The organism is Rhizobium sp. P1_E6, assembly GCF_056405875.1.
Window position 1 is genome coordinate 1 of sequence record NZ_JBFUBG010000012.1, and the last position, 17,938, is coordinate 17,938.

Sequence of the window (17,938 nt, forward strand, 5' to 3'; positions counted from 1 at the left end):
AAGATCACCCCTGGTGTTCAGTACTACGGCAACTACTACGGTACCCCGGTCACGACCGGTGTTGCTGACGACTTCGAAGGTCTCGGCGATGCTTGGAAGGTCGGTCTGACGGTTGACTACCAGATCGTTGACAACTTCTACGCCAAGGCTTCCGTCCAGTACCTGGATCCGGAAGATGGCGACGACGTCACGACCGGCTACTTCCGTCTGCAGCGCTCGTTCTAATCTGAACGACGGAACCCCCGGCTTCGTGCCGGGGGTCTTCCAACCCATGAGTTTCTGATCAGAATGACCTCCGATCAGTAACGAGGGACTGGTCCGGTTTTCCCTGCTGGGCCAGTCCTTTGCAGCTGAAAAACGGATATAGGACTTGGAGCGCCGCCACGCTCGCCGGTTTCATCTTTCAGCGGCCTTTTCTCGGAATTTTCCCTGGTCGCACGCACACTTAAAATATGAATCTACCTGTTGTCTTTGATTAGTCGCGCCACATCATATTGCGCGATATGCATCCTGTCGTTGAATGATCTTTTCCGGAAAACTGCGCGTTTGGATAGGTTTTATCCTGGCGGATTCGATGCCATTAATTTGACTGTAACGTGACAGGTGAGGCGTTATAAGCATTTTCAGAGGCTGGCATTCATTAGTGCTGTCGGGTAGGTTTCGATAATGGACGATCTTAACGACTACTTTTATTACGCCGCCGTCGTCTCCAGCGGTGGGTTTGCTTCCGCAAGTAGAACTCTCAAAATACCCCGTTCAAAACTCAGCAGGCGCGTCAGCCGGCTGGAGGATTGCCTGGGCGCAAGACTGATCGAACGCTCCACACGTCACTTCCGGGTGACAGAGATCGGCCAGGCCTTCTACGAACAGTGCCAGACGATTCTCCGAGAAGCCGATCGTGCCAAATCGATCGTCACGGAAGCTCAGTCCGATCCGCAGGGGATCGTCCGCATGGGGTGCCCGCTTGGCCTCGTCGATATTTCGCTCGGCGCAGTTCTGCCCGAGTTTCTGGAGCGTTACCCCAAGATCAAACTGCAGATCATCGGCTCCGACCGGCGCACCGACCTCATCAATGAGCGCATCGATGTCGAAGTGCGGGCGGCCAGTGAGCCGGAAACGCAGACGAGCCTGACGATGCGCAAGCTCGACCGGGCGCGCCGCATCCTCGTCGCCAGTCCCTCGCTTGTCGAGCGCATGGGCGAACTCGGCTGTGTGGATGAACTCGGCAATGCACCGACGCTTGCCATGTCCACCTGGATGTCTTTCCACACCTGGGAATTGGTCGGACCCGATGGTGAAAAGAAGGTCGTGCGGCATCAGCCGCGGCTTACCTGCCGCAGCATGACGGCGATCCTCGACGCCGCACGCGCCGGTGTAGGCTACGGGCTGATCCTCGAACATGCCTGCGCGTCTGACATACAGACCGGCCGCCTGGTTCGCGTGCTGCCGGACTGGCAGACGGTGGAGAGCCAGTTCTATCTCGTCTTCACGACGACCAAGGGCATGCCGCCGGCGGTGCGCGTGCTGATCGATTTCCTCGTCGAGAAATCCAAGCAGCATCAGATCGTCACGACGAATGCGGCGATTGCGGCGCAGTAGGGTTCAGCCGCGACAGCAGCTTTTCGCCGGTCAATTCCCTGACCGCATCCTTGCCGATCCAGTGGGCGGTCTTGTCCGTGCTTGCGGCAAGGCGCTCGGCAAGGGCGAGGGCAGGCCTATGACAGRTGCTGCTGCGTTTGCCGATATTGCGGAGCGCCCAGTTGACGGCCTTGCGGACGAAGTTTCTGTTGTCGGTCGCGTGGGTCTCGATCAGCGGCAGGAAGGCAATCAGGCTTTCGTCCGGATCCTTCTTCCTGTGCACGGCAGCGCCGGCGATCATGGCGAAAGCGGCTCGCCTGACGAATTCGCGCTCGTCGGCAGCAAAGTCCGGGATCAGCGCGTCGAGCTTCGCCTCGACGAACAGATCGGCGGCGCAATCGACAATTTCCCAGGAGTTGAAATCAGCGGCGAGGGTGCGGGCCTCCGTGGCCGTCAGTCTCTTCGGCTCGAAGGTATAGAGCGCCAGCAAGCGCGCTTCGCGGATATCGCTTGCCCACAGCTGTAGCGCCCTGACATGATCCTTCTTCGCCAGCCGGGCAATCTTCTGCAGGTCGGGATTGGAGATGCCGATGGCGGTTTCCGTGACGATGCCGAAACGCGCCATGCCGGCGATATTCTCTTCAGAGCGCAGCGTCTGCAGATGCTCGATCAGGTCTACTGCGCTCGAAGAAGGGCAGATCATCAGGAACGCCAGATCATTTTTCGAGGCGGGCGAGCAGCGAGGACGTATCCCACCTGTTACCGCCGAGCGCCTGTACATCGCCGTAGAACTGGTCGACGAGTGCCGTCAGCGGCAGCCTGGCGCCATTGCTGCGGGCCTCGGTCAAGATGATGCCGAGGTCCTTGCGCATCCAGTCGACGGCGAAGCCGAAATCATATTTGCCCTGGTTCATGGTCTTGTGACGGTTTTCCATCTGCCAGGAGCCGGCCGCACCCTTGGAGATGACGTCGACCACTTTTTCGATGTCGAGGCCGGCGCGCTTGCCGAAATGCACGGCTTCGGCAAGGCCCTGCACGATGCCGGCGATGCAGATCTGGTTCATCATCTTGGTCAGTTGGCCAGAACCTGCCGGACCCATTAGGCCGACCATGCGGGCATAGGCGTCGATGACGGGCCGCGCCATTTCGAAGACGGCTTCATCGCCGCCGCACATGACGGTCAGTACGCCGTTTTCCGCACCCGCCTGGCCGCCGGAAACCGGCGCATCGATGAAGTCGACGCCCTTTGCCTTGGCAGCTTCGTAGAGTTCGCGGGCGACTTCGGCGCTCGCCGTCGTGTTGTCGATCAGCACGGAGCCGCGCTTCATAGACTTGAGCACGCCGTTTTCGCCTGATGTTACCGAGCGCAGATCCTCGTCATTACCGACGCAGACGAAGACGAAATCGCAGTCTGCGGCAGCTTCGGCAGGCGTCGAGGCGGACTTGCCGGAGAATTTTTCCACCCAGGCGGCGGCTTTTTCCGCAGTGCGGTTATAGACGGTGACGTCGTGGCCGCCCTTTGTCTTCAGATGCCCCGCCATCGGGAAACCCATGACGCCGAGACCGATGAAAGCGACTTTCGCCATATGCTGTCCTCCGTAACTGCTTGCAGACTGGTTTCGAGGATTAGCGGAAACGGCTGATGACGGAAAGCCGCAAGGAGGGGCGAGGCGGCTTCTCTTGGAACAAAATTTCTCCAAGCCGAAAGAAATGGGGTCAGGAAAGTTTCAGCGATCGCGAATATGGTAATTTTAATTGTCGATCTAACTTATAGACTAAATCATCATCATCCCATCGAAACGAAGAGGTCGACGCATCAGCAGCGCCGGCCAACTAAAATGGGGATAGAGATGATTACACGTCGACAGACGCTCGGGCTTTTCGGGGCCGCTGCCGCGACCGTCATTCTACCAGCAGTTCGGCCGGCCCGCGCCGCCGCCACCGAATTCCGCATCGGCTGGCAGAAGAACGGCGTACTGGCACTCGCCAAGCGTCGTGGCGCCTTGGAAAAACGGCTTGCCGATCAGGGGATTACGGTGAGCTGGTCGGAATTCACGTCCGGCCCGCCACTGCTCGAAGCGCTCGGCGCCGGCGCTCTCGATTTCGGTGCGACGGGCGACGTGCCGCCGCTCTTCGCGCAGGCAGCAGGCGGTGCGCTCTATTATGTCGGCGTTTACAGGGGCAGCCCGGCGGGCTCGGCCATCCTGGTGCGCAAGGATTCGCCGATCAAGACACTGGAGGATCTGAAGGGCAAGAAGGTTGCCTTCAAGCGCGGCTCCAGCGCCCATAACGTAACGGTAAAGGTCTTACGCAAGGCGGGGCTGAAGCCCGACGATGTCGAGCAGCTCGATCTTGCGCCGCCGGATGCGGCCGCTGCCTTCAAGAACGGCAGCATCGATGCCTGGTCGATCTGGGATCCCTATCTCGCCATCGCCGAAGCCGATCCGGATACACGCATCCTGACGACGGCCGAAGGCATCGTCGATTCCTACAGCTACTTCCTCGCCAACAAGGATTTCACCGACGAGAACGGCACCGTCATCGTCAATGTGCTGGACGAGCTCGCCAAGGTCGGCCGTTCGGCGCAGGACAATCTCGATGCGACGATCAAGGAGCTCTCGGAAATAACAGGCGTTCCCACCGAAGTGACGAGTGTGACGCTGCAGCGCCCCGGCGCCGATCTCGGCAGCGTGACGACGGTGACGGACGCGGCAGCCGCCTATCAGCAGGCGCTTGCCGACGAGTTCTACAATCTCGGCATCGTGCCGAAAAAGCTGACGACCGGCGATATCGTCTGGCGTCCGAAGGCGAGCTGATAGCCGCCCAGGCTAGCTTACTCTCCTGCAGCTTGGGGCGGGGTCCTGCGGGCCGCGGCATGGGAGCATACCCATGCTGCGGAACGAGGCAAAATTATTCTCCAGACCGAGGCAGAATAGCAAATTGATATTGTCGATATAATTGGTCGCCTATGTCACGATATCCCCAATGGCTGATTTCAGATATCCATAGCAAGGAATGCGCTCATGACCGCTTCATCCGACCCGATCAATTTCCTCTGGTTCATCCCGACATCCGGTGACGGCACCTATCTCGGTTCCACCGATCTCAATCGCGCCCCGGAAATCGGCTATTTGACGCAGATCGCCCAGGCGGTGGACCGTCTCGGTTATTCCGGCGTGCTGCTGCCGACGGGTGTCGCGTGCGAGGAATCCTTCGTGATGGCCTCGGCGCTGGCTGCCAAGACCGAGAAGCTGCAGTTCCTGGTCGCCATCCGTCCGGGTACGGCATCGCCCGCCTATTATGCGCGCCTTGCCACCACGCTCGACCGCATCTCCAACGGCCGCCTGCTGCTCAACATCGTGGTCGGCGGCAGCCCGGCCGAGCTTGCCGGCGACGGCATCCATCTGCAGCATGACGAGCGTTATGCCCATGCCGACGAGTTCTTCCATGTCTTCGAAGAGCTGCTCGAAAAGGGCGTGGCCAGCTATGACGGCAAATATATCAAGGCGACCGAAGCCCGCCTCGGCTTTCCCTCGGTGCAGACGCCGCGCCCGCCGCTCTATTTTGGCGGCTCTTCGGATGCCGGCATCGATTTCGCCGTCGGCCGCGTCGACAAGTATCTGACCTGGGGCGAGCCGCCGGCGCAGGTTGCCGAAAAGGTTCAGAAGGTGCGTGCCGCTGCCGCCGGCAAGGGCCGTGACGTTTCCTTCGGCATCCGCCTGCATTTCATCGTCCGCGAGACGGACGAGGAAGCATGGGAGGCAGCCGATCGCCTGATCCGCCATCTCGATGACGAGACGATCGCCGAGGCGCAGGAGCGCTTCGTCAAGGAGTCCGACTCCGTCGGCCAGAAGCGCATGGCAGCGCTCCATGGCGGGCGCCGCGACAAGCTCGAAGTGTCTCCGAACCTCTGGGCCGGTATCGGTCTGGTGCGCGCCGGTGCGGGTACTGCGCTCGTCGGCTCGCCGAAGACGGTTGCTGCGCGCCTCAGGGAATATCAGGAGGTCGGCATCGATACGGTCATCGGCTCCGGCTATCCGCATCTGGAAGAGGCCTATCGCGTAGCCGAACTGCTCTTCCCGGAACTCGGCATCGAGCGGGACGCACAGCGCCTGAGCTTCAACAATGAGTTCGGCCGCAAGAAGGTCTTTGCCGGCGGCAGCCATGGCGGCAACCTGAAGGTCGTTTCCGGCTCCTGATGCCGGAATTGCTCTGAACCAAAGCGCGAGGATATCATCCATGTCGACTTTCGATACGCCGTTTGCGCGAGTTGCCGCTGAAGCCGGCAAGCCCAAGGCAGGTGGGGGCAGGGCAGGTTTCCACCTGCCGCTGCCCGGCCGCGACAGGTTGTTGCCCTATCTGGTGCCGGTTGCGATCATCGCGCTCTGGCAGATCGGCTGTTCTCTCGGCTGGATTTCCTCGCGCATCATGCCATCGCCGGCCGATGTCGCCTCGGCCTTCTGGACGACGACGATGTCAGGGCAATTGCCTGAAGACGTGCTGGTGAGCAGCGCGCGCGCCTTTGCCGGTCTGCTGGTCGGCGGCTCCATCGGCTTCCTGCTCGGCATCGCCAACGGCGTATCAAAGCTTTCCGAACAGCTGACCGATACGACATTGCAGATGCTGCGCACCATTCCGCATCTGGCGATGATCCCGCTCGTCATCCTCTGGTTCGGAATTGGCGAGGAATCAAAACTGTTCCTCACCTCGCTCGGCGTGCTCTTCCCCGTCTATCTCAACACCTATCACGGCGTTCGCAATGTCGACCGCGACCTGATCGAGATGGGCAAGGTCTATGGCATGAGCGGCTGGACACTGTTTCGCAAGGTGATCTTTCCCGGTGCTCTTCCGTCGATCTTCGTCGGCCTGCGCTATGCGCTCGGCATCATGTGGCTGACGCTGATCGTGTCGGAATCGATCGCTGCTTCCGCGGGCATCGGCCATATGGCCAATAATGCCCGCGAATTCATGATGACCGATGTCGTGGTGCTGGCGCTCGTCATCTATGCGGTGCTCGGCAAGCTCGCCGATGTCGTCGCCCGTGCACTGGAGCGCCAGATGCTCAAGTGGAACCCGGCTTACGCCAAGTAGGAGACAGGTCATGACCGTCATCACGCATGAGCGTTTCCATCCTTCCGAACCGGTGGAATTTACCGAGAGCCCGACGGTAGCGGCAGGCGCAGGCGCCGCAGCGATCACGCTTTCCGGCCTCGAAAAGAGCTTTGATGCCAACCGGGTATTGCGTGGCATCAACCTGCATATTCCGGCCGGCCAGTTTGTCGCCGTCATCGGCAAGAGCGGCTGCGGCAAGAGCACGCTGCTGCGCATCCTGATGGGCCTCGACGAACCGACCGGTGGAGAGATCAGCTTCGAAGGTGCCGATGGCGCCGAGATCCAGCCGAATGCCCGTATCGTCTTCCAGGAGCCGCGGCTTCTGCCCTGGCTCAGTGTCGCCGACAATGTCGTGGTTGGGCTCGGAGAAGGCGTCGAGAAGAGGCGGGCGCGCGAGGAAGCAAAAGCCGTTCTCGATGAAGTGCAGCTTGCCGAAAAGGCCGGCGAATGGCCGGCGCGCCTTTCCGGCGGCCAGCGTCAGCGCGTGGCGCTGGCCCGCGCGCTCGTCAGCAAGCCTGGCATTCTGGCCCTCGATGAACCGCTCGGTGCGCTGGATGCTTTGACCCGCATCAGCATGCAGCAATTGCTGAACCGTGTGTGGCGCGAACTCGGCTGCACCACCGTGCTCGTTACCCATGATGTCAGCGAGGCCGTGCACCTTGCCGACCGGGTGATCGTATTGGAGGAGGGGCGCATCGCGCTCGATCTCGCCATTCCCTATCCGCACCCGCGCCGCCACGGCAATCCGGCGCTTGCGGAGCTCGAAGGGCGGCTCCTGTCGGCGATCCTCGGGAGCGATGGCGGGCACTAGGCTCGCCATTCGTCGCCTTCCGGAAGGCGGGCAAGTGACATTGCGTCGCTGCAATGGCACGAGGCGAGACGCGAGGGCGGATCATCCGCTAGATAAGGGCAGGTCCGCATCATCGCGAGACCTGGCATTCAATCAGAGCGGATCACTCCCATGACCATTCAACTCTACGGCTTCTGGCGCTCAAATGCGGCTTTTCGCGTCCGCGTCGCGCTTGCCCTGAAGAAACTGCCTTTCGAGGAAATCGAAATCGATATTCTCTCCGGGCGTCAGTTCGATGCTGCTTATGCCGAAGTGAACGCCGAGCATGTCGTGCCCACGCTGGTTCACGAAGGCCATCGCGTCTTTCAGTCGTTGGCGATCATGGAATATCTCGACGATATCCATCCGCAGCCCCGCCTGATGCCCGAGGATGCCAAGGAGAAAGCCTATGCTCGGTCGCTGGCGCTGGTTGCCGTCGCTGATGCCCACCCGCTGATCGTGCCGCGCGTGCGCAAACATCTCGGCCAGGCATTCGGCGCAGATGCATCCGCGATCGAGACATGGTGCCGGCATTGGACGACGGAGGGACTTGCGACCTACGAGCGCCTGCTCACCCGGCGCCCTCCGGCACCGTTTGCGCTCGGAGGGGCCCCCGGCATTGCCGATATCTGCATCGCCGGCCAGATCGTCTTGGCCGAGTTCAACAAGATCGACCTATCGGCCTTTCCCTCCCTGGCAGCTCTCGGGAGACGCTGTTTCGACCTTCCGGAATTTGCGCAGGCCCATCCGTCTCGGCAGGCCGGCTACTCGAACGCTCACTAGCAAGGCGGGCGCCCGCTATTCCTGCGGCCGGAACTCGTCCGGCAGATTTTCCTTGTAGGGGTAGAACTTGAAATAGGGCAGCGCCTCTTTCAATGCTCGGGCGAAGGAGGGGCGCTCCAGCAGGCGGCGGTAATAGGCTTCGAGGCCGGGACGTTTTTCGGTGAAGGGCACCAGCGTGCGGGCGTAGAAGAGGGCCGGGGCTGCGGCGCAATCGGCCATGGTGAAGGCGTCGCCGGTGATCCAGGCTTTTCCGTCGATCTGCTTTTCGACCATGTCATAGGCGAGGGACAGCATGCCGCGCGCTTCATTGACGCCATGCGGATCGGCCGCCCCTTCCGGGCGTATCCGGTCGATGACGATTTTCTGCATCGGCACCTGCACATAGAGATCGAAGAAGCGGTCCCAGAGGCGAACCTGCAGGCCGGCATTGGTCTCCTCGGGGACGAGGGATACCGGGCCGGGATAATGCCGGTCCAGATATTCGACGATGACGCTGGTTTCGGGAACCGTACTGTCGCGCGTCTCGTCGCGCAAAATGGGAATCTTGCCGACCGGCCAGAAGCGCAGCAGATCGGCGCTCGACTGTTCGTCGGCGAGATCGACGAAGCGATTTTCGAAGGGCGTTCCGTTTTCGTAGAGGGCGATCAGCACCTTGTGGCAGAAGGAGGCAAGCGGATGCTGGTAAAGAACGAGCGCCATGCGTTGACCTTTCCTGAGAAAATCAGGTCAGGACATTAGCAAGGCGCCCGTAAAATGCCACATGGCACGTTCAGCCCGTGTAACGCGCCGTCACCAGATGGCCGGGGCTCGGAAGGCCTTCCTGCATGCGCACGTTGATCACCATCATCTCGATGAGCTCGAAACCGGTCGCAGCCAGGCGCTCGCGAATATAGGTCTCGGTATGGATGAAACGCTGGTGCGGACCGACCATGTAGGAGCGGGTTTCAGCCGGCTCTTCGGGCAGGGTTTCGGAGGAGAAGATGAAGATGCCACCGGGATTCATATTCTCGGCTGCGCCGAAAAACAGCGGCTCCAGCGCGCCGAGATAGGGCAGCACGTCGGTGGCGGTGATCAGGTCGAAGGGGTCCTCGTCATTGTCGTCGAGGAAATCCTCGACCTCGGCGACGAAGAGCGTCTCATAGATTTCCTTCTCGTCGGCGATGACGACCATGTTTTCGGAGATATCGATGCCGATCATCTCCTCGCAGAGATCGTTCAGCGCGCTGCCGGTGAGGCCCGTGCCGCAGCCGAGATCGAGCATGCGCTTGAAGGGGCCGAGCTTCAGATCCTGCAGGCGCTGGCGCACGAGCATCGGCACATGATAGCCGAGCTGCTCTACAAGCACATCTTCGAAGACTTCGGCATGCTGATCGAAGAGAGTTTCCACATAAGCGTCCGGCGCTCGAACCGGCGTTTCGCCGCGGCCCATGGAAGCAATGCGGACGGCCGCGCCGCCGTGATCGTCGGGATCGATTGCCAGGACTTCCTGATAAGCCTCGACGGCCGCATCGATATCACCGGCTTTTTCAAGCTCGAGAGCGCGGTTATAGGCTTCCGCGAGAGCGTCTTCGTCGATCTTCTTTTTGTTCATGCGGGCGTTGTAGAGCCCACAGCTTACCATCGCAACTGCAATTTCAGTGCAGTATGAATTCGCCCTTAAGGGAGCGCCATTCCGTTGCTGAAATGAGCCTGCGGTGGATATAGCGCACCGAATGCAGCGGTCCGTCCAGTTTTTCCTGCCAGAACTTCAGGAAACCACGCATTTCCGGAAAGTCCGGGGCGAGGTCGTAGTCCTGCCAGACATAGGTCTGGAGAAAGGCTGGGTGATCCGGCATGTGATAKAGGATCTGTGCCGTTGTCAGCCCGTAACCCTTAAGCTGCTTTTCCATGTCCTTGTGCATGTTGTCTCGCTTCTTCTTGTTCCCACTCAGCGCTTATTAACGCAGTATGAAATGAGATCACGCCGTGGTTAACGGAAGCTTGACAGATACCGCATAGAAGAGCTATTTATTTTTGATTTCAATGACTTGGCAGCAGGAATGGGAGAGTGCTGCCAAGCCTCATCAACGCTTCAGGTGGCGCGTCAGACGGCGTTCGATCCAGTTCCAGAGGTGGCGCAAGGCTTCCACGATGGAGAGATAGAAGATCGCCGCCCAGAGATAGGTCTGGTAGTCGAAGGTGCGCGAGAAGGCGTAGCGCGTCTCGCCCATCAGGTCGAGCACGGTGATGATGGCGACGACGGCCGAACCCTTGATGAGCAGGATGATCTCATTGCCATAAGGGCGCAGCGCCACAATGAAAGCCTGCGGCAGGACGATCTTGCGGAAGGCGATGGCCTTGTGGATGCCGAGGGCAGCCGCCGCCTCATGCTGGCCGTGGGGCACGCTTTCGATGGCGCCGCGCAGGATTTCCGCCTGATAGGCCGCGGTATTGATGGTCATGGCGAAGACGCCGCAAAACCAGGCATCGCGGAAGAACCACCACAGACCGACCGATTCCAGCTGTGGCCGGAACGCGCCGAGGCCGTAATAGACCAGGAAGAGCTGGGCCAGCAGCGGCGTGCCACGGAAGAAATAGATGTAGCCGTAGGCGAGCCAGTTCAGCACGCGGTTTTTCGACATGCGCGCCATGGCGAGCGGCAGCGACAGGACTGCGCCGCAGACGACGGAAAGGCCCACGATGCTGAGCGTCATCCACAGGCCGTGCAGATAGCGAGGCCCATAGCGGGTAAACTTCTCCGGATCCCAGCCATTGATGACGGCGTAGACCAGGAGTGCGGCAAGCAGTGCCCAGAATGCCACCAATATATTGCCGGCGAGGCGTGAGGCCGTGACCGGCTTTGCCACCGCGCGGGGTGCCGGCTGCGGGGGAATCAATGTTTCAGCGTAGCTCATCGACGAACCTCCGAGCGCTTGGCCCAGCGGTCGACATAGACGAGCAGGAAAGACGAAAGGATGGCGAGCGCCAGATAGAGACAGCAGGCAATACCGTAGAAGAAGAAGGGCTCCTTGGTCACGCGCACTGCGACGCTCGTCTGGCGCAGGATATCCGCAAGGCTGATAATCGACACATAGGACGTATCCTTCAGCAGCACCATCCAGAGGTTCGTGAGGCCCGGCAGGGCAATGCGCACGAGTTGGGGCAGAACGATGAGGCGCAGCGTACGACCACGGTGCAGGCCAAGCGCGTCTCCCGCTTCATACTGCCCTTTGGGAATGGCGCGGAAGGCCGAGAGCAGCACTTCCGAGCAATAGGCGGAAAAGACGACCGACAGTGCGATTACGCCGGCAAGGAAGGCATTGATTTCGACCGGCGGACCACTATAGCCGGCGAGATCCAGCAGATACTGGATGAGGATCTGCATGCCGTAATAGATGATGAAGAGCGTCAGGAGCTCCGGCAGACCGCGGAAGATCGTGGTGTAGACGCCGGCCGCAAGCCGCAGCGACTTTTCTTCCGATTGCTGGCCGAGGGCGACCAGAAAACCGATGACGAGGCCGATCGGCAGGGTGACGACCGCCACCGAAACGGTGACCTGCAGGCCGAGTGCGATCTCATCGCCCCAGCCGGTATCGCCACAGGCAAGAATCGTCGACTGACCTAACCAGGTGAAGATGCCGACGGGCCCGCACAGTGGATCGACGATGTGCACAATCAGGCTCCAGAAGGAGCCAAGCGCGGAAAATAATCCGCCCATGCCAGAATTCCCCTCACGGCTTTTGCCGTTTTGATATTGCCACCTTTGTCAAACAAAAATGGCGGAAGAGCAAGCCTTCCGCCATTATCTTCATCGGCCAGATAGCGAATTTATCATTCGCCGTAAACGTCGAAATCGAAGTACTTTTCCTGGATCTTCTTGTACTCGCCGCTGGCGCGGATCGCGGCAATCGCGGTGTTCAGCTTTTCCTTCAGCGGGTCACCCTTGCGGATGGCGATACCGGCGCCGTTGCCGTTGATTTCCTTGTCGACCGGCAGGGTCGTCAGGATCTTGCAGCAGGAGCCCGCGTCGGACTTGACCCATTCGGAGAGAACGACGACGTCGTCGATGACGGCATCGACGCGGCCGCTGGAAACGTCGAGCTTATATTCGTCAGCCGTCGGGTAGAGCTTCAGCTCGGTGTCGGCGAGATGCTTCTCGGCGTAGTTGGCATGGGTCGTGGAGGTCTGCGCGCCGATCACCTTGCCCTTGAGGCCGGCAACATCAGTGATCGTGGAGTCCTTCGGCACGGCGATTGCCGGCGGGGTGTTGTAATACTTGTTGGAGAAGTCGACGAGCTTGAGGCGCTCGGGCGTGATCGACATGGAAGAGACGATCATGTCGAACTTCTTGGCGTTCAGAGCCGGGATGATGCCGTCCCAGTCCGTGGACACGAAGGAGCAGTCGGCCTTCATTTCAGCGCAGAGCGCCTTGGTGATATCGATATCGAAGCCTTGAATGGTGCCACTGGCGTCGACGAATTCGAAGGGCGGATAAGTCGAGTCCGTGCCGATCACATATTTTTCGCCGTCGGCAAGAGCCGCGCCGGCAAAAAGAGACATTGCCGCCATCGAGGCAGCAGCAAGGAGCTTGGTGGAAATGCGCATGAGGATCCTCTCTGTTGGTGGCTCCGGGTCTTTTTGTTTTTCGCCGGAGACCGCACACTTCGACGGTGCCACCACCGTCTTGCGGCGATAATCAAACCTTTTTTCGCAAAAATGCAACAGGAATCCCCGAGCAGTTGTGCGCTGCAATCTGCGGCCGTTATGAACGCCGCCCGACTGCAATGTTCAGCTAGGGTTAATCCTCCCCTACCTAGCTTCCGGAACAAATCGACATTTTGGCGCTTTCGGATTCGGCCGATGCTTAAAATGCCTTGATTGCGGGGCAGTGAGCCCCGGTCGAAGTCAAAACAAGGACGAGGAAACCCCTGATGGGCATGAAATCCAGACTGTTTGCCAGTGCGGCCTTTCCGCTGCTTTCCCTTGCCTTTGCGGTGCCGCCGGTGGGCGCTTACGCCGCAGTGAGCAGCGTGCCGCAGGGCGCAGTTCGCCCCGTTGTCGAAGGAAGCTACGAGGTGGCGCAGGATGCGCCTTCGGAAGAGGAACTTCTGAAAAAGAAGAAGCAGGAACTGGAGCAGCAACAGCAGCAGGAGGCGCCTGCCGAAAAGCCGCAGCAGAGCGAAGCACCCGCCGAGAGCGCTCCGGAGCAGAAGCCGAAGCGTCAACGCGAGCCCGAACCGCAGGCGGCACCAGAGGCCCAGGCGCCGGCCGCTGAAGAACCCGCCCGTCCGCGCCAGCGCCAGCGCGAAGCCCAGCCGGAACAGGCAGCCCCCGATCAACAGGCGCCCGCCACCGAGGAACCGCAGCGTCCGCGCCGCCAGAAGCAGGCACAGCCGGAACAGCCGGCCGAACAACCTCAAGCAGAGCAGCCCCAGGCCGAACAGCCAGCACGTCAGCGGCCGCGCGACCGCAACAAGCGGAACAGCGAACAGGCCGCACCGGAGGCCCAACAGCCGGCCGAACAGGCTCCGGCCGCCGGCGAGGCTACCCAGCCCGCCGAAAAGCCGCGCCAGCGCCCGCAGCGCCAGAAGCCTGAAACCACCGAACAACCGGCAGAGCAGACCACGCAACAGCCTGCCGAGCCGCAGCAGGGCGGCAAGCGTCCGGCCGCCGGCGGCAAGAAGCCCGCGGCCACCGAGCAGCAGGCGGCACCAGCAGGCGAAGCGCCTATGCCGGCCGAGAAGCCCGCAGCGGCTGAACAGCCCGCAGGCGAGAAGCCTGCCGCCGAAAAACCTGTTCCGGCGGAGAAGCCGGCGACCGCTGAAAAGCCTGCCGCCGGCGCAGCGCCCGCCGATGGTCAACAGGCCGAGCAACCTGCCGCAGGCCAGCAGCCCGAACAGCCCGCGGTCAACGCACCCCAGCCGGGCGAACCGCCGGCAGCAGCCGCGCCGCAGCCGGCCGAACAGGCGATCCCTGCACCCGAAAAGGTCACGCCGCAGGAGCTGGACCGCCGCAAGGAGATCGCTAAGGATCCTGCCAAGAGCAACGAGACCATCGTCCTGCCGGTCGAAAATGGTGCCGCCGTTCTCGACAGCGACAAGGATGCCGATCGCAGCCAGGGCAGGCAGGGCCGTCGCGATCGCGATCGCCAGCGCGCCGACAGCCGGGATTTCAAGCTGCCAACCTCGGATGCCGAGGCGCAGTCACTCAGCGCCACCCAACAGCGTGCGCCGGTGCAGATCGAGGCCATCACGCGTGAAGAAGGCCGGCGCATCGACCGCCGTCCTCAGTTCGCCCAGCCGGATGGCGCGCGTTATGGCGAGCGCGCGGACGACAGCCGCGTCATCATCCAGTTCGGCAACCGCACCGTGGTACGCAGCGATGACGACCGCCGCTTCCTGCGCGACGGCGAACGGCCAAGCTATGAAGAGCTTTCGGGCGATCGTTACCGCGAAACGATCATGCGGCCCGAGGGCTATCGCATCGTGACGCTCCGCAACCGCTATGGCGACATCATCCAGCGCTCGCGCGTCGATGCCCGCGGCCGGGAAGAGGTGCTCTATTATTCACCTGAGCTCTACGAGGATCCGGATCGCGACTATTTCGAGGATCCGGGTGCCGACCTGCCGCCGATGCGCCTGCGCGTGCCGCTGAACGACTATATCATCGACACCAGCACCGATCCGGACCGTGACTATTACGAGTTCCTGAGCGAACCGCCCGTCGAGCCGGTCGAACGCGTCTATTCGCTGAACGAGGTGAAATATTCCGCCCGTATCCGCGACAAGGTGCGCCGCATCGACCTGGACACGGTGACCTTTGCGACGGGCAGTGCGGAAATCCCGATGACCCAGGCCCGCACGCTGCGCAAGGTGGCCGACGCGATCAACGAAGTGCTCGACAAGAACAAGAGCGAGACCTTCCTGATCGAAGGCCACACGGATGCGGTGGGTTCTGACCAGAGCAACCTGATCCTCTCCGACCAACGCGCTGAATCGGTCGCCAACGTGCTGACGGACGTCTACGGCATTCCGCCGGAAAACCTTGCGACGCAGGGCTATGGCGAGCGCTATCTGAAGGTGAATACGGTCGGACCGAACCAGGAGAACCGACGCGTGACCATCAGGCGTGTCACACCTCTGGTGCGGCCGGTGGCGCAGAGGTAATTGGTTACCGGTGTGATTGAGGAGGGCGGGGTCGCGAGACCTCGCCCTTTTGTTTTGTGGATTCGACGGCGCGGCGCGTCTTCCGCTTCTCCTCAGCGGGGAGAATGTGGCCCGAAGGGTCGGATAAGGGGCCGCACAGTAGAACATGTGCCGTCTTCGCTTCCGCTCAGACGTTCGCTCCTGGCGTCGCTCACCGCCTCATCTGTCCTATCGGACATCAGCCGGGGTCGAGCCGCGGGTCTTGACCCGTCCTCAGGACCCCCGCTGGGGCGAAGGGGGAGCAAGCCCAACCGTCTGTGCAACAAAATCCGCGATCGCGGCTGTATCATCCAAATCAAACACCGCGAGCCCTGCAGCATCCTCCACCTCATGATCCGCCGCAATCGCCACGATATGCGGATCCTCCGGCGCCAGAGGATCGCGTCTCGCCGCCGCCAGCCGCCGTGCCTCGATCTTCGGGATCGGCTCGCGCTTGTAGCCCTCGATCAGCACGAGATCGCAGGGCGCCAGCCGCGCCAATATCTCCTCGAATGTCGGCTCTGCCGCACCGCGCAACTCGTGCATGATCGCGTAGCGGGTGCCCGAGACGATCGTCACCTCATGCGCGCCGGCCTGGCGGTGGCGGTAGCTGTCGGCGCCGACCTTGTCGATGTCGAAATCGTGGTGGGCGTGCTTGATGGTGGAGATGCGATAGCCACGGCGGGTGAATTCCTCGACGAGGCGAACCGCAAGGCCTGTCTTGCCGGAATTCTTCCAGCCGGCGATGCCGAAGATCTTCTGTGTCATCCCCGCATCTTTTGTCATGCGCGAAGTGCCTCCAGCCAGCGTTCGGCCTCCATTAAATCATCAGGCGTGTTGATGTTAAAGAAGGGGTCGAGGACGCTGGCGCGGGTCGGATGCAGCGGGAAGGGCACTTCCGTAACGTCATGACGCAGGAGGAAGTCTCGCACGCGGCGCTTGTCGTCGGTCTTCACCCATGTTGCGAGATCGGCCGCCAATGCGGTTGGCCACAGGCCGAAGACCGGATGGCTGCGGCCTTGCGAGGCGGCAATGGCGATACGATCCGGGTGGTCGAGCGCGGTCACTAGCCGGCTAACGAGATCAGTGGGAAAGAAGGGGCAGTCGACCGAGACGGTGACGACATGGGTGGCGGGCAGGCCCGCGCCATAGACCATCGCCGCATGGATGCCTGCCATCGGACCCGCCTTGCCGGGAATGCGGTCGGAAACGACCGGCAGGTCGTGGCCGCCGACTTTATCGGCATTGATGGCGATCTGCGTGATCTGTGGTGAAAGGCGGGACAGCACGTGGTCGAGCAGGCTGCGGCCGCCCAGTGTGACGCCCGCCTTGTCGCGGCCCATGCGCGACGAGCGCCCGCCGGCCAGGACGACGCCCGGAATGGTCGATTGGTCGAGCACGAAGTCAGTCATGGCGATCCCTCGGACTATCACACGGGCGAGCGGGGCGCTGATTCCTGCGCGACCGGCGGCACATGGCGCTTGGCTTCACGATAGAACGTATAGAGGCCAGACGCGATAACGATGGCGGCACCCACGAGCGTCCAGAAGTCAGGCACTTCTGCAAAGAAGAAGAAGCCGAGCAGCGAGGAGAAGATCAGGCTCGTATAGCGGAAGGGCGCGACGAAGGAGATTTCGCCGGTGCGCATGGCGACGATGACCGACTGGTAGCCGACGAGAACAAGCACGGAGGCGAGCAACAGATGCGTGAGCGAGGTGACGCTGACCGGCTCCCAGCCGCCGAGGAAGGGGATCATCAGCGCGCCGAAGATCGCGACAGAGATCGCCGTCACGGTCGTGATCATCAGCGAGGGAATGTCCTTGCTGATGCTGCGGGTAGCGAGATCGCGGCCGGCAGTGGAGGCGACGCTGCCGACGCAGAGAAGGGCGGCGGCGGTAAAGCCCTCGGGGCCGGGGCGAATGATGATCATGACGCCGATGAGGCCGACGAGGATTGCCATCCAGCGACGCCAGCCGACAGGCTCCTTGAAGAAGAGTGCCGCGCCGAAGGTGACGACCAGTGGCAGGGACTGGAGGATCGCCGAAGCATTGGCGATCGGCATCATGCCGAGCGCGGTGATATAGGTGACGGCTGCAATGATCTCGCAGGCGATACGCAGTGCGATGATGGGTTTGACCATGACCCGCCAGGGCCGCAATGCGCCGAACTTCCAGGCGATCAGATAGACGAGGATACTGGTGAAGAGGCCGCGCAGAAACATGATCTCCCCGGCATTCATATAGGAAATGACCGATTTGGAGAGTGCGTCGCTTGCGGAAAAGCCCGCCATCGCCATGCTCATATAGATGGCGCCTTCGGTATTGCGTGATCGCGGCATGCTGGAGAATCCCTTACCTTACAAGCCCTTTTAGAAGGGAACGGACGACAAGGGAATCGGAGGAATGCCACACCTCGGATAATTCGTTGCTGCAGTGCGGCACAACCTGCCGTAAGGAAAAGCAAATCCTTGTGC

General features: G+C 61.4%; 19 protein-coding genes. 8 read left to right on the top strand and 11 right to left on the bottom strand.

Annotated elements, in window-relative coordinates; translation table 11 throughout:
• On the top strand, positions 1–225 hold a 225-nt coding region (locus AC1D35_RS08950), incomplete at its 5' end, for a porin (RefSeq protein WP_477938527.1).
• Positions 226–666: 441 nt separating this feature from the next.
• On the top strand, positions 667–1,599 hold the full coding sequence (locus AC1D35_RS08955; RefSeq protein WP_113301419.1) for a LysR substrate-binding domain-containing protein: 933 nt from the start codon (positions 667–669) through the stop codon (positions 1,597–1,599).
• Here the strand turns inward: AC1D35_RS08955 and AC1D35_RS08960 are convergent.
• A complete protein-coding gene (locus tag AC1D35_RS08960; RefSeq protein ID WP_477938528.1) occupies positions 1,568–2,281 on the bottom strand; it encodes a DNA alkylation repair protein in 714 nt (237 codons plus the stop codon). The two genes, AC1D35_RS08955 and AC1D35_RS08960, sit on opposite strands and share 32 nt — an antisense overlap.
• 13 nt (positions 2,282–2,294) lie before the next feature.
• A complete protein-coding gene (locus AC1D35_RS08965; protein WP_477855277.1) occupies positions 2,295–3,164 on the bottom strand; it encodes an NAD(P)-dependent oxidoreductase in 870 nt (289 codons plus the stop codon).
• A 264-nt stretch (positions 3,165–3,428) separates the two neighbouring features.
• On the opposite strand from AC1D35_RS08965, the gene AC1D35_RS08970 reads away from it, so the two are divergent.
• From AC1D35_RS08970 to maiA, 5 genes are all read left to right on the top strand, one after another.
• Positions 3,429–4,394, top strand: coding sequence for an aliphatic sulfonate ABC transporter substrate-binding protein (locus AC1D35_RS08970; RefSeq protein ID WP_113301422.1), 966 nt, complete (start codon positions 3,429–3,431; stop codon positions 4,392–4,394).
• Positions 4,395–4,601: 207 nt separating this feature from the next.
• Positions 4,602–5,777, top strand: coding sequence for an FMNH2-dependent alkanesulfonate monooxygenase (gene ssuD, locus AC1D35_RS08975; protein ID WP_115034912.1), 1,176 nt, complete (start codon positions 4,602–4,604; stop codon positions 5,775–5,777).
• A 40-nt stretch (positions 5,778–5,817) separates the two neighbouring features.
• Positions 5,818–6,669, top strand: a complete 852-nt coding sequence (gene ssuC, locus AC1D35_RS08980; RefSeq protein WP_477835252.1) for an aliphatic sulfonate ABC transporter permease SsuC — start codon at positions 5,818–5,820, stop codon at positions 6,667–6,669.
• A gap of 10 nt (positions 6,670–6,679) precedes the next feature.
• Positions 6,680–7,501, top strand: a complete 822-nt coding sequence (locus AC1D35_RS08985; protein ID WP_477855279.1) for an ABC transporter ATP-binding protein — start codon at positions 6,680–6,682, stop codon at positions 7,499–7,501.
• Positions 7,502–7,651: 150 nt separating this feature from the next.
• Positions 7,652–8,302 (top strand): maleylacetoacetate isomerase, encoded by a 651-nt coding sequence (gene maiA, locus AC1D35_RS08990; protein WP_113507683.1) that lies wholly within the window; start codon positions 7,652–7,654, stop codon positions 8,300–8,302.
• A 15-nt stretch (positions 8,303–8,317) separates the two neighbouring features.
• On the opposite strand, the gene AC1D35_RS08995 is transcribed toward maiA, so the two are convergent.
• The 6 genes from AC1D35_RS08995 to AC1D35_RS09020 all read right to left on the bottom strand — a co-directional run bounded on the left by AC1D35_RS08995 (position 8,318) and on the right by AC1D35_RS09020 (position 12,886).
• On the bottom strand, positions 8,318–9,001 hold the full coding sequence (locus AC1D35_RS08995; RefSeq protein WP_113308393.1) for a glutathione S-transferase family protein: 684 nt from the start codon (positions 8,999–9,001) through the stop codon (positions 8,318–8,320).
• A gap of 70 nt (positions 9,002–9,071) precedes the next feature.
• A complete protein-coding gene (locus tag AC1D35_RS09000; protein ID WP_113308411.1) occupies positions 9,072–9,893 on the bottom strand; it encodes a class I SAM-dependent DNA methyltransferase in 822 nt (273 codons plus the stop codon).
• A 43-nt stretch (positions 9,894–9,936) separates the two neighbouring features.
• Positions 9,937–10,203: an usg protein gene (locus AC1D35_RS09005; protein WP_113301428.1), complete on the bottom strand. Its 267-nt coding sequence runs from the start codon at positions 10,201–10,203 to the stop codon at positions 9,937–9,939.
• A gap of 162 nt (positions 10,204–10,365) precedes the next feature.
• Positions 10,366–11,196 (bottom strand): ABC transporter permease, encoded by an 831-nt coding sequence (locus tag AC1D35_RS09010; RefSeq protein ID WP_477938529.1) that lies wholly within the window; start codon positions 11,194–11,196, stop codon positions 10,366–10,368.
• Positions 11,193–11,999, bottom strand: coding sequence for an ABC transporter permease (locus AC1D35_RS09015; RefSeq protein WP_113301430.1), 807 nt, complete (start codon positions 11,997–11,999; stop codon positions 11,193–11,195). Before AC1D35_RS09015 ends, AC1D35_RS09010 begins: the two co-directional genes overlap by 4 nt.
• 113 nt (positions 12,000–12,112) lie before the next feature.
• The gene (locus AC1D35_RS09020) at positions 12,113–12,886 is read right to left on the bottom strand and encodes a transporter substrate-binding domain-containing protein (protein WP_113301431.1); all 774 of its coding nucleotides are present in this window, start codon (positions 12,884–12,886) and stop codon (positions 12,113–12,115) included.
• A 326-nt stretch (positions 12,887–13,212) separates the two neighbouring features.
• Here AC1D35_RS09020 and AC1D35_RS09025 point away from each other — a divergent pair, with 326 nt between their 5' ends.
• Positions 13,213–15,447, top strand: a complete 2,235-nt coding sequence (locus AC1D35_RS09025) for an OmpA family protein (RefSeq protein WP_477938530.1) — start codon at positions 13,213–13,215, stop codon at positions 15,445–15,447.
• A 252-nt stretch (positions 15,448–15,699) separates the two neighbouring features.
• Here AC1D35_RS09025 and mobB read toward each other — a convergent pair whose 3' ends face one another.
• The 3 genes from mobB to AC1D35_RS09040 are packed head-to-tail and all read right to left on the bottom strand — an operon-like array spanning position 15,700 to position 17,803.
• Positions 15,700–16,233: a molybdopterin-guanine dinucleotide biosynthesis protein B gene (gene mobB, locus AC1D35_RS09030; protein ID WP_477855282.1), complete on the bottom strand. Its 534-nt coding sequence runs from the start codon at positions 16,231–16,233 to the stop codon at positions 15,700–15,702.
• Positions 16,234–16,247: 14 nt separating this feature from the next.
• Entirely contained in the window at positions 16,248–16,877 is a 630-nt protein-coding gene (gene mobA / locus AC1D35_RS09035; RefSeq protein ID WP_477855283.1) for a molybdenum cofactor guanylyltransferase MobA, read from the bottom strand.
• Between the two features lie 17 nt (positions 16,878–16,894).
• Positions 16,895–17,803, bottom strand: a complete 909-nt coding sequence (locus tag AC1D35_RS09040) for a DMT family transporter (protein WP_113301434.1) — start codon at positions 17,801–17,803, stop codon at positions 16,895–16,897.
• Between the last annotated feature and the right edge of the window lie 135 nt (positions 17,804–17,938).

Coding starts and splice junctions, on each gene's coding strand:
- mobA (WP_477855283.1), bottom strand. CDS start 16,877: ATGACTGACTTCGTGCTCGACCAATCGACCATTCCGGGCGTCGTCCTG.
- AC1D35_RS09025 (WP_477938530.1), top strand. CDS start 13,213: ATGGGCATGAAATCCAGACTGTTTGCCAGTGCGGCCTTTCCGCTGCTT.
- AC1D35_RS08965 (WP_477855277.1), bottom strand. CDS start 3,164: ATGGCGAAAGTCGCTTTCATCGGTCTCGGCGTCATGGGTTTCCCGATG.
- AC1D35_RS09015 (WP_113301430.1), bottom strand. CDS start 11,999: ATGGGCGGATTATTTTCCGCGCTTGGCTCCTTCTGGAGCCTGATTGTG.
- AC1D35_RS09000 (WP_113308411.1), bottom strand. CDS start 9,893: ATGAACAAAAAGAAGATCGACGAAGACGCTCTCGCGGAAGCCTATAAC.
- AC1D35_RS08995 (WP_113308393.1), bottom strand. CDS start 9,001: ATGGCGCTCGTTCTTTACCAGCATCCGCTTGCCTCCTTCTGCCACAAG.
- AC1D35_RS08985 (WP_477855279.1), top strand. CDS start 6,680: ATGACCGTCATCACGCATGAGCGTTTCCATCCTTCCGAACCGGTGGAA.
- mobB (WP_477855282.1), bottom strand. CDS start 16,233: ATGACACAGAAGATCTTCGGCATCGCCGGCTGGAAGAATTCCGGCAAG.
- AC1D35_RS09010 (WP_477938529.1), bottom strand. CDS start 11,196: ATGAGCTACGCTGAAACATTGATTCCCCCGCAGCCGGCACCCCGCGCG.
- ssuD (WP_115034912.1), top strand. CDS start 4,602: ATGACCGCTTCATCCGACCCGATCAATTTCCTCTGGTTCATCCCGACA.
- maiA (WP_113507683.1), top strand. CDS start 7,652: ATGACCATTCAACTCTACGGCTTCTGGCGCTCAAATGCGGCTTTTCGC.
- AC1D35_RS09040 (WP_113301434.1), bottom strand. CDS start 17,803: ATGCCGCGATCACGCAATACCGAAGGCGCCATCTATATGAGCATGGCG.
- AC1D35_RS08955 (WP_113301419.1), top strand. CDS start 667: ATGGACGATCTTAACGACTACTTTTATTACGCCGCCGTCGTCTCCAGC.
- ssuC (WP_477835252.1), top strand. CDS start 5,818: ATGTCGACTTTCGATACGCCGTTTGCGCGAGTTGCCGCTGAAGCCGGC.
- AC1D35_RS09020 (WP_113301431.1), bottom strand. CDS start 12,886: ATGCGCATTTCCACCAAGCTCCTTGCTGCTGCCTCGATGGCGGCAATG.
- AC1D35_RS08970 (WP_113301422.1), top strand. CDS start 3,429: ATGATTACACGTCGACAGACGCTCGGGCTTTTCGGGGCCGCTGCCGCG.